Annotated in this window: 10 protein-coding genes; 4 read left to right on the top strand and 6 right to left on the bottom strand. The window is 67.5% G+C overall.

Features of this window, described 5'->3' with window-relative positions; genetic code table 11:
- Positions 1-64: 64 nt before the first annotated feature.
- The 4 genes from QWY84_RS03300 to QWY84_RS03285 all read right to left on the bottom strand — a co-directional run bounded on the left by QWY84_RS03300 (position 65) and on the right by QWY84_RS03285 (position 3,675).
- The gene (locus tag QWY84_RS03300) at positions 65-667 is read right to left on the bottom strand and encodes a DUF4124 domain-containing protein (protein ID WP_290201025.1); all 603 of its coding nucleotides are present in this window, start codon (positions 665-667) and stop codon (positions 65-67) included.
- Positions 668-756: 89 nt separating this feature from the next.
- On the bottom strand, positions 757-2,172 hold the full coding sequence (gene glnA / locus QWY84_RS03295; RefSeq protein WP_290201024.1) for a glutamate--ammonia ligase: 1,416 nt from the start codon (positions 2,170-2,172) through the stop codon (positions 757-759).
- Between the two features lie 206 nt (positions 2,173-2,378).
- Entirely contained in the window at positions 2,379-2,639 is a 261-nt protein-coding gene (locus QWY84_RS03290; protein WP_290201023.1) for a sulfurtransferase TusA family protein, read from the bottom strand.
- Positions 2,629-3,675, bottom strand: a complete 1,047-nt coding sequence (locus QWY84_RS03285) for a tRNA (5-methylaminomethyl-2-thiouridylate)-methyltransferase (protein ID WP_290201022.1) — start codon at positions 3,673-3,675, stop codon at positions 2,629-2,631. The genes QWY84_RS03290 and QWY84_RS03285 overlap by 11 nt, the downstream gene beginning before the upstream one ends.
- A 173-nt stretch (positions 3,676-3,848) precedes the next feature.
- On the opposite strand from QWY84_RS03285, the gene glyQ reads away from it, so the two are divergent.
- The 4 genes from glyQ (at position 3,849) to QWY84_RS03265 (ending at position 8,542) form a co-directional block, all read left to right on the top strand.
- The gene (glyQ, locus tag QWY84_RS03280) at positions 3,849-4,790 is read left to right on the top strand and encodes a glycine--tRNA ligase subunit alpha (protein WP_290201021.1); all 942 of its coding nucleotides are present in this window, start codon (positions 3,849-3,851) and stop codon (positions 4,788-4,790) included.
- Complete coding sequence (gene glyS / locus QWY84_RS03275; RefSeq protein WP_290201020.1) at positions 4,783-6,867, top strand: glycine--tRNA ligase subunit beta; 2,085 nt, start codon at positions 4,783-4,785, stop codon at positions 6,865-6,867. The genes glyQ and glyS overlap by 8 nt, the downstream gene beginning before the upstream one ends.
- Entirely contained in the window at positions 6,864-7,412 is a 549-nt protein-coding gene (gene gmhB / locus QWY84_RS03270) for a D-glycero-beta-D-manno-heptose 1,7-bisphosphate 7-phosphatase (RefSeq protein ID WP_290201019.1), read from the top strand. The genes glyS and gmhB overlap by 4 nt, the downstream gene beginning before the upstream one ends.
- A 338-nt stretch (positions 7,413-7,750) precedes the next feature.
- Positions 7,751-8,542, top strand: a complete 792-nt coding sequence (locus QWY84_RS03265; protein ID WP_290201018.1) for a lysophospholipid acyltransferase family protein — start codon at positions 7,751-7,753, stop codon at positions 8,540-8,542.
- A 111-nt stretch (positions 8,543-8,653) separates the two neighbouring features.
- On the opposite strand, the gene gyrB is transcribed toward QWY84_RS03265, so the two are convergent.
- Both gyrB and recF read right to left on the bottom strand, forming a co-directional pair.
- Positions 8,654-11,071, bottom strand: coding sequence for a DNA topoisomerase (ATP-hydrolyzing) subunit B (gene gyrB / locus QWY84_RS03260; protein ID WP_290201017.1), 2,418 nt, complete (start codon positions 11,069-11,071; stop codon positions 8,654-8,656).
- A 28-nt stretch (positions 11,072-11,099) separates the two neighbouring features.
- Positions 11,100-12,164: a DNA replication/repair protein RecF gene (gene recF / locus QWY84_RS03255; protein WP_290201016.1), complete on the bottom strand. Its 1,065-nt coding sequence runs from the start codon at positions 12,162-12,164 to the stop codon at positions 11,100-11,102.
- Positions 12,165-12,191: the final 27 nt, after the last annotated feature.

Genomic DNA, 12,191 nt, shown 5'->3' with positions numbered 1-12,191 from the left:
CTGGTCCAGACTGGAGCGCATGCACCGACAATACGCCCCATTTTGGTGCATTGCCGGATCCGGTTCAATTGCCGGGGAATGCCACCCCGCCCGGGTCGTTGCCACCGGAGCCGCTGCCTTGCCCGCCGCCGTGGAGACGGGAGGCCTGATGCATGTAGAAGGTCACCGACTCCGACTCGGCAATGGTCTCGCCGTTACCGTCGACGATGCGTGCCCGGATCTGGTGCTCGCCCCGGTGCACCTCGGTAAGGCGGCGCGTGAGCTCGGGCCCGGCATCACCACGGACCTCGCCGTCGAGAATGTACTCGACCGCATGGCCCTGGCGCAGCTGCGGCTCCGTCCCCACCCGGACCTCGACGATGCCGCGATTGTCGCGGACGGTCCCCTCGGGGCGGGGCTGCAGGATGCGCACGGACTGATACGGCGCCTCCGGCTCCTGGGGCTCCGCCGGGCCGGATGCATCGAGCCGCTCCGGGGTACGGAACCGGTACACCGACTCCGGCTCGGGGCTCTCCAGGCGCTCGGCGCCCTCGATGGGTTCGTCCGTGTAGGTGACGTTGCCGTCCTCGTCCACGTGCTTGTAGATCTCGCCGGCGGCCGCCAGCGGCACGAGGAGAACGGCAAAGAAGAAAAGGCACATCCAGCGCATGTCATGAATGTAGCACATGCGGCGCCGGCAACGGAGGAGAGCAGAGACGGACGAGCCCCGGACCGACGGGCGGTCCGGGGCTCGCGCAGGCATCCGGGTGAACCGGATCAGACGCTGTAGTACATGTCGAATTCCACCGGATGGGTGGTCATCCGCAGGCGCTGGACCTCTTCTTCCTTGAGCTCGATGTAGGCATCGATCAGGTCGTCGGAGAACACGCCGCCTTCCTTGAGGAACTCGCGGTCACGGTCCAGGGCGGCAAGGGCCTGGTCGAGGCCGAAGGCCACCTTGGCGATGTCCTTCTCCTCCTCCGGCGGCAGGTCGTAGAGATCCTTGTCCATGGCCTCGCCCGGATCGATCTTGTTGCGGATGCCGTCCAGGCCGGCCATCAGCATCGCCGCGAACGACAGATACGGGTTGCCGGTGCAGTCCGGGAAGCGGATCTCGATGCGGCGCGCCTTGGGGCTGGAGACGTAGGGCACGCGCACGGCGGCGGAGCGGTTGCGCGCGGAATACGCCAGCAGCACGGGGGCCTCGAAGCCCGGGACCAGCCGCTTGTAGCTGTTGGTCGAGGCGTTGGCGAAGGCGTTGATGGCCTGCGCGTGCTTGATGATGCCGCCGATGTAGTACAGCGCCTCCTGGGACAGGCCGCCGTACTTGTCGCCGCTGAAGACGTTGTTGCCGCCCTTGGACACGGACTGGTGGACGTGCATGCCGTTGCCGTTGTCGCCGACCAGCGGCTTGGGCATGAAGGTGGCGGTCTTGCCGTAGGCGTGGGCGACGTTGTGCACGCAGTACTTGAGCGTCTGCAGCTCGTCGGCCTTCTTCACCAGGGTCCGGGCGGCGGTGCCGATCTCGCCCTGCCCGGCGGTGGCCACCTCGTGGTGGTGCACTTCCGGATCCAGGCCCATGGCGGCCATCGCCTCGACCATGGCGCCGCGGATGTCGTGGTGGGAGTCCACCGGCGGCACCGGGAAGTAGCCGCCCTTCACGCCGGGCCGGTGGCCCATGTTGCCGTCGGGATAGACGCGCTCGGAGTTCCAGCCCGCCTCCTCGGAGTCGATCTTGCAGAAGGAGCCGCTCATGTCGGCGCCCCAGCGGACGTCGTCAAAGATGAAGAATTCCGGCTCCGGGCCGAACAGGGCGCTGTCGCCGATGCCCGTGGACGCCAGGTAGGCCTCCGCGCGCTTGGCGCAGGAGCGCGGGTCGCGATCATAGCCCGACAGGGTGCTCGGCTCGAGGATGTCGCAGGTCACGTTGAGCGTGGGCTCGTCGGTGAACGGATCCAGGACCGCGGTCTCCGGAACCGGCAGCATGATCATGTCGGAGTCCTGGATGCCCTTCCAGCCGTCGATGGACGAGCCGTCGAACATCTTGCCGTCTTCGAACAGCTCCTCGTCCACCTTGCTGGCGGGCAGGGTGACATGCATCTCCTTGCCGCGCGTGTCCGTGAACCGGAGGTCCACGAATTTCACGTTCTCGTCTTTCATGAGCTTGAGTACATCGGCTCCGGTGCTTGACATTCCATAACCTCCAGTTCGGTCGTATTGCGAAGCGAAAACAGCAACTCGCAGCTTCAGGAAGCACGGACTGTGCCAGCACCACAAGACAGCGAGTTACGTGCGTTTCTGGTGCAGACTCCGTGGATAAACGGCGTGTGCGCACCAAATTGGTGCTTCATGTGCCGGCAAACGCACCATAACGGTGCGCACGCCTGGGCGCCGCGTTGTCATTGTTCGGCGATACCGCTGCCGCCGACGCGGATACGGAGGCGGATGATCCCGTCCGGGTCGTGATCGTCCGTTACGGCCTCCACCTGATGGCCGTGCACCCGGCACCAGGCCGGGATGTCCGCATGAACCCCCGGATCGGTGGCCAGGAGCTGCACGCACGCCCCCTCGGCAAGACCGGCGACGGCGTCCTGGAGCCGGATCACGGGCATGGGGCACAACAGCCCCCGGGCATCCACCTGGAGGGGTTCAGCCGACATACCATTCCTGCGGAACATCGGCCGCCGCCATGGGCGTGACCTCCATCTCGCGCGGCGTACCTTCCCTCTCGGTCACGGCAACCCGGACCCGGTCGGCATCCCGCCCCTGGCTGAACCGCGCCACGAGCCGGGCCGCCAGCTCCAGGTCGTCCTCCGCGGCCTCGCCATCCAGGAGGGCCAGGGGGCCGCCGTGGCTGGTGGGCACCAGGTGGGTGAAGCGCTTGCGGTAGCCGTGCATGAACCGGTTCTCGCCGTCCTCCCGGGAGACGATGAGCTTGAAGTGCGGCCGCGGGCGCAGGTGGCGGCCCATTTTCAGCAGCATGATGTCGTCCAGCTCGTAGCGGCGTTCACCGCGGGCCTGCCAGAGGTCCTGCAGCTTGCGCGAGTAGCTGGGATCGGTGAGAAAGCAGCAGCCGCCGGCGGGCTGGGCGTAGTCCTCCAGCCCGAACTGCTCGGCCAGATGCATCTGGGGCTTGCGCGAGCGGCCGCTCCAGTCGTAGAGCTGCTCGCGATCCACCCAGCCCTCGCGTTCCGGCAGGGTCGGCTCCAGCAGGCGGGCGCACAGGGGACGCAGCAGACGGTCATGGGCCCCGGATTCACTGGCCACCACGGGCATGTTGCGCTTGAGCTGCGACTTCGGGCGTTGACCGATGACCTCGCCGGTGATGATGAAGTCGAAATCGTTGGCCGCCATCCATTCGCGCGCCTTGCCCACCATGAAGCCCTTGCAGTCGAGGCAGGGGTTCATGAACTGGCCGTAGCCGTGGCGGGGGTTGATCACCACGTCCTTGTACTCTTCCACCACGTCGATGATGTGCAGCTTGATACCCAGCTGCTCGGCTACCCAGAGGGCGTTGTTGCGCTTGGGGCGTTCCCGGTCCTGCCGGCGGACGGCATGGGTGTGGCCTTCCACGCAGAAGCCGGTGTAGAAGTTCAGTCCCTCCACGTGCACGCCCTGCTCGCGGACCACGCGGGCGGCGAGCATGGAGTCGAGGCCACCGGAGATGAGCGCGACAGCGCGGGGCTCGGTGCGCATGGGTCCATCCCACGATCTGCTGCATACGGGGCGTCGAGGATAACATGCCACGGACACGTGGGCGCGACCGCGGCTGCCGCCTTCTCCCGCCGAAGACCGACGGGGTATACTCCCTGCGCCGGCGGCCGCGGGGCGGGCCGCCCGGAATCAGTCATTGCGCAGCAGGGGGTATTGTGGCCGAAGACGTGGAGATACCGGCACGGGCCGTGGATACGTTCCAGGGGCTCATCCAGACACTGCAGGATTACTGGGCCAGCCAGGGGTGCGTGGTCATGCAGCCCCTGGACATGGAAGTGGGGGCGGGCACGTTCCACCCGGCGACCTGCCTGCGCGCCATCGGGCCCGAGCCGTGGAATGCCGCCTACGTGCAGCCGTCGCGCCGGCCCACCGACGGCCGCTACGGCGACAACCCCAATCGCCTGCAGCATTACTACCAGTTCCAGGTGGTGATGAAGCCGTCGCCGCTTGCATTCCAGGACCTGTACCTGGGCTCGCTGAAGCATCTCGGTCTCGACCCCCTGGTGCACGACATCCGCTTCGTCGAGGACAACTGGGAATCACCGACCCTCGGCGCCTGGGGCCTGGGCTGGGAGGTCTGGCTCAACGGCATGGAAATCAGCCAGTTCACCTATTTCCAGCAGGTGGGCGGCCTGGACTGTCATCCGGTCATGGGCGAGATCACCTACGGCCTGGAACGCATCGCCATGTACCTCCAGGACAAGGAGAGCGTATTCGACCTGGTATGGGCGCGCGGTCCCCAGGGCGTTGTCACCTACGGCGACGTCTACCACCAGAACGAGGTGGAGCAGTCCGCGTACAACTTCGAGCACGCCGACGTGGATGCACACTTCCGGTGGTTCGAGCAGTGTGAGCGGGAAAGCCTGCGCCTGGTGGAGCTGGGCCTGCCCCTGCCCGCCTACGAGCAGTGCCTGAAGGCGTCGCATACGTTCAATCTCCTGGACGCCCGCCACGCCATATCGGTCACGGAGCGACAGCGCTACATCCTGCGCGTGCGCACCCTGGCCCGTGCCGTCGCCAAGCTCTACCACGAGCGCAGGGAGGCCCTCGGCTTCCCGCTGCTGGCCGACAACAACCGGGAGGTGGCCCATGGCTGAGGACCGCGAGCTGCTGATCGAGGTGGGCACCGAGGAGCTGCCTCCCACCGCGCTGCGACGGCTCATGGACGCCTTTCACGACGGCATTGTCGCCGGGCTGCAGGGCGCGGAAATCGGCCACCGGAGCAGCCGCCGTTATGCAACGCCCCGTCGCCTGGCGGTGCTGGTGGAAGGGGTACCGGCGCAGCAGCCGGAGCAGGACATCGAGCGGCGCGGGCCGGCGCTGAGTGCCGCCTACGACGACCAGGGCCAGCCCACCCGTGCCGCCGAGGGGTTCGCGCGCTCCTGCGGGGTAGCGGTGGCGGAGCTGGATACACTGCGCACGGACAAGGGCGAATGGCTGGCGTACCGCGCGCGGCGCGCCGGGGCCCGCACCGTCGACCTCCTGCCCGGGATCGTCGACTCCACCCTCGCCGCCCTGCCGGTTCCCAAGCGCATGCGCTGGGGGTCCAGCGAGGCGACCTTCGTACGGCCCGTTCACTGGGTGGTGGCGCTGTTCGGTACCGAGGTCGTGGACATGACCGTGCTGGACAACCGGACCGGCCGGGAGACCCGTGGGCATCGCTTCCATGCACCGCAGCCCCTGGGGCTCGCCCATGCCGGTGAGTACGAGCGCAGGCTCCGGGAAGAGGGCTACGTGATCGCGGACTTCGACCGGCGCCGGGCCATCCTGCTGGAGGACGCGCGCGCGCAGGCGGCCGAGCTGGGCGGCGAGCTGGTGACGGACGCGGCCCTGGTCGACGAGGTGGCGGCCCTGGTGGAATGGCCCGTGGCCCTGACGGGCCGGTTCGACGAGCGCTTCCTCGAGGTACCGGCGGAAGCCCTGATCTCCAGCATGCAGGGACACCAGAAGGTCTTCCCGGTGGCGCGGCCGGACGGGACGCTCATGCCCCGGTTCGTCGCCATCGCCAACCTGGAGAGCCGTGATCCGGAGGAAGTCGTGCGCGGCAACGAGCGCGTCATCCGGCCGCGGCTCGCGGACGCGGAGTTCTTCTGGAACCAGGATCGCAGAACCCCCCTGGGGCAGCGGATCGACGAGCTGCGCCAGATCGTCTTCCAGCAGCGGCTCGGTTCGCTCTACGACAAGCAGCTGCGGGTGGCGACGCTGGCCCGCGGCCTGGCGGAAGAGTTCCGCGCCGACCCCGACCAGGCGGAGCGGGCGGCCATGATCGCCAGGTGCGACCTGCTCACCGAGATGGTGGCCGAGTTCCCGGAGCTGCAGGGCACCATGGGGCGGTATTACGCACGGCACGACGGCGAAGGGGAAGACATCGCCGCGGCCATGGAAGAGCAGTACCGGCCGCGTTTCGCCGGCGACGACACGCCGGCGACGCCGCTCGGCCAGGCGCTGGCTGTCGCGGACCGGGCGGATACGCTGGTCGGCATCTTCGCCATCGGCCAGCCCCCGACCGGCGACAAGGACCCCTTCGCGTTGCGGCGCGCGGCGCTGGGCCTGGCGCGGACGCTGATCGAGGGCGAGCGCCACATCGACCTGCGCCGGCTGTTTACCCGGGCGGCGGCCTGCCTGCCCGAGGACCTGGCCGCCGATGATCAGGTCGGTGCCGTCCGGGATTTCTGCATGGAACGGCTCAAGGGCTACTACCAGGAACAGGGCATCGGCGCCGAGGTATTCGATGCGGTGGACGCCGTCGGCGTGGACGATCCCCTGGATTTCCACCAGCGGGTGCATGCCTGCGCCGGCTTTCTGGAGCTGGACGCGGCGGCCAGCCTGGCGGCGGCGAACAAGCGGGTGCGCAACATCCTGCGCAAGAGCTCCGAGCCCGTTCCCGCGATGCCGGAAGCCGGGCGGTTCACCACCGACGAGGAGCGCAACCTGGCGGCCTGCCTGGATCCGCTAGTGGCCGAGGTCGAGGAGCTGGCCGCGGCCGGCCGCTACGAGCAGGCGCTCACGCGACTGGCCGGGCTGCGGGAACCGGTGGATGCCTTTTTCGATCAGGTCATGGTGATGGCGGAGGATCCCGCGGTACGAGCGAACCGGCTGGCGCTGCTGAACCGCCTCGCGGAGCTGCTCGGCCGCGTGGCGGATATCTCGCGCCTGCCCTCGGGCGCTGCATGAGTGCCCCGGTCGTCATTCTGGACCGTGACGGCGTCATCAACCAGGACGCCGACGCGCACGTGCGCTCACTGGCGGAGTGGCACCCCATCCCCGGCAGCCTGGAGGCGATTGCAACGGCCAGTCGCGCGGGCTGGCGGGTGGTTGTATGCACCAACCAGTCGGGCGTGGGCCGCGGCCTGTTCCCGGCCCGGGCGGTCGATGACATCCACCGGGAGTTGCAGCGGCGTGTCGAGGCCCTCGGGGGTCGCATCGACGGGATCTTCTACTGCCCGCATGCCCCGGATGCCGGCTGCAGCTGCCGCAAGCCGCTGCCCGGGTTGCTGCAGCAGGCGGCAGCCGGGCTCGGGTTCGCGCTCGCGAATGTCCCCGTCATCGGTGACAGTGGCAGGGACCTAGAGGCGGCCCGGGCGGTTCGCGCCACGCCCATCCTGGTGCGTACCGGCAAGGGAGAGGGCACCCTGGACAGGGGAGAAGCCGGCGAGGCAGCCGTCTATGCGGATCTCGCCGAGGCGATCGACGCGCTTGTGCGGGGGAATCCGGCCTAGGGAAACGCTGAACCATTCGCGCGTGCTTCTGGCCGAGCGGCGCAGCCGCAGCGGTGCTCTGGGCTGCGTTGGCGTTCTTGTAAAGGGCGACGGCCATTCACGGCGAACGCCGCCTTGCCAGAGCACCGCTGCGGCGCGCAGAAGCACGCGGGAATGGTTCAGTGTTTCCCTAGGGCCTGCAGGCATGTCTCCCGGGGTGTTGCGCTCCGCTGATATAACGGTGCTACGCTGCCGTTACCGCGTCCGTCCGTGCGGGACAACGCCGGCGGGCGCGGCGACGGCGGGACGTGGTAACAGACCCCAGGTTCCGTTGTATCGCGACCGAGAGGAGGACGCCCGTGGGCAACCGCCGTCAGCCGCCTCTTCTCCAGCGTTCCCCGACGGAGAAGCTCCGCGCCGTACCGCGCTCGCTGCTCTGGGCGACGGGTGCCGCGGCGTTCACCGCGGTCTTCGGCGCCGTCGCCATTCCCGCCGCCCTGATCCTCCCCTATTCGCTGCGCTACGGCGTCTTCCTGCGCTGGAGCTACGCCATTCTCTGGTGGACGCGCATGACTTGCGGCATTCGCTGCCATGTCGAGGGGGCGGAGAACATCCCGGGCCAGCCCTGTATCGTGCTCTGCAAGCATCAGTCCGCCTGGGAGACCATGGCGCTGCAATACTGGTTCAATCCGCAGACCTGGGTGCTCAAGCGCGAGCTCCTGCGCGTCCCCGTCGTCGGCTGGGCGCTCGCGCTGCTGGCCCCCATCGCCATCGATCGCGGCGCCCGCAAGGAGGCGATGCAGCAGATGCTGGAGCAGGGGCGGGAGCGCCTGCGGCAGGGCCGGTGGATCGTGGTCTTCCCGGAGGGGACGCGGATCCCGGCCGGGCGCAGTGGACACTACCGGCGTGGTGGTGCGGTCCTGGCATGCGCCACGGGGTCCCCGGTAATTCCGGTGGCCCACAATGCCGGGGAGGTATGGCCGCGGCACTCGTTCCTGAAGTACCCGGGAACGGTTCACGTTCGGATCGGCCCGCCCATGGTAGCGGGCGACGAGAGTTCGGATGCGTTCCTGGCGCGGATCCGGGAATGGATCGAGACCAATAGCCGCGCCATCAGCCGGGTCTACGAGGCGCCGGAGAAGGAGGCGTAGCCACGACCTCCGGTGGTGGAGCTGTTTTACCGGGGCCGGCCGAGGAAATGCTCGGCCGCTTCCCTCCGGGGCAAGACGCTGTTCCACGTGGAACAGCGCCCGGCAGCGGTATCAGATATCGATATTGGTCGCGGCCAGGGCATTGCGCTCGATGAAGTCGCGCCGCGGCTCGACATGATCCCCCATGAGCGTTGTGAACACCTCGTCGGCGGCCACGGCGTCCTCGATGCGCACCTGGAGCAGCCGGCGGGTTTCCGGGTTCATGGTCGTCTCCCATAGCTGCTCCGGATTCATCTCCCCCAGCCCCTTGTAGCGCTGGATGTTCTGGCCGCGCTTGGCCTCTTCCAGGAGCCATTCCACGACCTCGCCCAGTGTCGTCACGGGCTGGGAACGCTCGCCGCGCTCGACCCGTGCGCCCTCGCCGAGCAGATCGGCGAGCGTGGCAGCAAGCTTGCCGATGGCCTTGTACTCGGGTGTCAGGAAGAACTCCGGCGTGAACCGGTAGTCGTGCCGGATCCCGTGCCGACGCTTGGACACCACGGCTTCCTGGAAGCCGCCGTCACTGCCGGTAGTAACAGCGACCTGGTACCGCGTGCCCTGGGGCTGGTGGATATTGAGCCCGTCCACGATGCCCTGGAACCACTGCTGCATGCGCTCGGCATCGCCAAAGTCGCTCTCGCCGATCACCTCGGCGCCGAGCAGGGCCTCCATGAACTCGCGGTCCTGCGTCCGGGCCATGTGCTCGATCACGTCCATGACGTGGAGGTAGCGCCGGGCGAGATCCTCCAGCCCCTGCTCGCGGATGGGCACCTGGTCGGCCCCCGGGTAGAGGACGGCGTTGTTCAACGCCAGCTGCAACAGGTACTCCGTCAGCTCCCGCTCGTCCTTGACGTAGTGCTCCTGCTTGCCGCGCTTGATCTTGTACAGCGGCGGCTGCGCGATATACACGTGGCCCCGCTCCACCAGCGTCAGCATCTGGCGGTAGAAGAAGGTCAGCAGCAGCGTCCGGATGTGGGAGCCGTCGACGTCCGCGTCCGTCATAATGATGATGCGGTGGTAGCGCAGCTTCTCCGGGTCGAAGTCGTCCCGGCCGATGCCGCACCCGAGGGCGGTGATCAATGTGCCTACCTCGGCCGATGACAGCATCTTGTCAAAGCGCGCCTTCTCGACGTTGAGGATCTTGCCCTTCAGCGGCAGGATCGCCTGGGTGCGCCGATCCCGGCCCTGCTTGGCGGAACCTCCCGCCGAATCGCCCTCCACCAGATACAGTTCCGCCAGCGACGGGTCACGCTCCTGGCAGTCGGCGAGCTTGCCCGGAAGCCCGGCCACGTCCAGTGCCCCCTTGCGGCGGGTCATCTCCCGCGCCTTGCGGGCCGCTTCCCGTGCCCGGGACGCATCGACTACTTTCTCGGCGATGGCGCGGGCGTCGCCCGGGTGCTCGTAGAGGTAGTCGTGCAGCGCCTCCGCCATGACGGACTCGACCGCCGTCTTGACCTCGGAGGACACGAGCTTGTCCTTGGTCTGGGAGGAGAACTTGGGATCCGGCACCTTGACCGACAGCACCGCGGTCAGCCCCTCCCGGGCATCATCACCGGTGGGGCTGGCCTTGAGTTTCTTGAGGTAGCCTTCGGATTCCAGGTACTGGTTCAGCGTCCGGGTCAGGGCGGCGCGAAAGCCCGCCATGTGGGTGCCGCCGTCCCGCTGGGGAATGTTGTTGGTGAAGCAGAAGATGTTCTCCTGGTAGGAGTCATTCCACTGCAGCGCCACGTCCACGCCGATCTCGCCCCGCCAGGCGGTGATGTGGATGACCTCGCGATTCAGGGGGTTCTTGTTCTTGTTCAGGTGCTCGACGAAGGCACGAATGCCGCCGTCGTACTGGAAGACATCTTCCTTCTCCGTGCGCTCGTCGCGCAGGAGGATCCGTACACCCGGGTTGAGGAACGACAGCTCGCGGAAGCGCTTGGCCAGGAGATCATAATGGAAATCGATGTTCGTGAAGATCTGCTCGCTGGGGCGGAAGGTGATCTGCGTCCCCGTGGTATCCGTTTCGCCGATCACCCGTAACGGCTCCACCGGCTCCCCCAGCTGGAACTCCTGGAGATGGATCTGGCCGTTTTTCTTGATGGTGAGCTGGAGCCGCTCGGAGAGGGCATTGACCACGGATACGCCGACGCCGTGGAGGCCGCCCGCCACCTTGTAGCTATTGTTGTCGAACTTCCCGCCAGCATGGAGAACGGTCATGATCACTTCCGCGGCCGAGCGTCCTTCCTCGGTGTGCGTATCCACCGGAATCCCGCGGCCATCGTCGGTTACCGTGATGGACTCGTCGGCATGGATCTGCACCGTGATCTCGGTGCAGTAGCCGCCCAGGGCTTCGTCGATGGAATTGTCGACGACCTCGAAAACCATGTGATGGAGACCCGTCCCATCATCCGTGTCACCGATGTACATGCCGGGACGTTTACGGACAGCGTCGAGGCCGCGGAGAACCTTGATATTCTCGGAATCGTACGTGGGGTTCGAACTCATGGTGTTTCCTTTCGTCTGCGTGCCGGCATTATATCACCTTCCGGAGCGTTCCCTGTTCCACGTGGAACGACGAACACGACGTCACCGGCAACGCGTCCGACTCGATCGCCGTGAGAAAGCATTGCCCGCCGGTGGCCCGGATCGCGGTCACCACCGCCGACCGATGATCGGGATCGAGCTCCGCCGGCAGGTCATCCACCAGCAGGACCGGCCTCGGTCCCGCCTGGCCTGCGATCAACTCCGCCTGGGCCAGCAGCAGAGCGATCACGACGACCTTCTGCTGTCCCCGGGACAACCGGTACCGCGCCTCCATGCCGCCACAGCGAACCTGCAGATCCGCCCGATGGGGCCCCGACAGCGTGTAGCCCATGCTGAGGTCGGTCTCACGCTGGCGTTTCAACACGGATTCCAGCGCCTCGTCCTGCGCCCAGCCGCTACGGAAACGTAACTCCGGCAATGGGCAGTCCAGCCACGACCGCATATAGGCCAGCGCCGGGGGTTCCAGTGCCTCGACGATGCGCCGGCGCAGCCGGTCCAGCTTCTCCCCCGCAGCAACGAGCTCCGGTTCCAACGCGACCGCCAGTCGCGCCTGCTCGCTCCGCAGCGCGGCATTCCGTTGCTTCAGGGCCCGCTGATAGCGTTGCCACGCTTCGTGGTATTCCGGTTCCACGTGGAACACGGTCCAGTTGATGAAGCTCCGGCGGACGTCCGGTCCATCCAGGAGAAGGCGCTGGCTCTCGGTATTGATCACCTGAACCGGAAGCAGCCGCGCCAGTGCCGACAGGTTGCCGGCATCCTCGCCATCGATCCGCACCCGCGTCCTGTCACCGTCGCGCCCGACCCCCAGCCGATGGATCCGGACACCATCCTCCGCTTCGCCCGTAACCATCAACGGCGCAGTACCGTCGCGGCGCACCCGGTCGAGCCGGCTGGAGCGAAAGCTGCGCGCCCGCGCCAGGATATGGATGGCTTCGAGAACGCTCGTCTTGCCAGCGCCGTTGGCGCCGGTAATCACGTTGCAGTCGTCGTCGAACTCCGCCGCCGCGTCCCGGAGATTCCGCACGCCCGACAGGCTCATCCGTGCGATCGCCACCGCGACTCCCGACGATTCGTCCGCATC

It is taken from the genome of Aquisalimonas lutea (assembly GCF_030409225.1).
In the GTDB taxonomy this organism is placed as follows: domain Bacteria; phylum Pseudomonadota; class Gammaproteobacteria; order Nitrococcales; family Aquisalimonadaceae; genus Aquisalimonas; species Aquisalimonas lutea.
The sequence above is the reverse complement of the archived record's forward strand: the minus strand, read 5'-3'. Positions and strand labels throughout refer to the sequence as shown.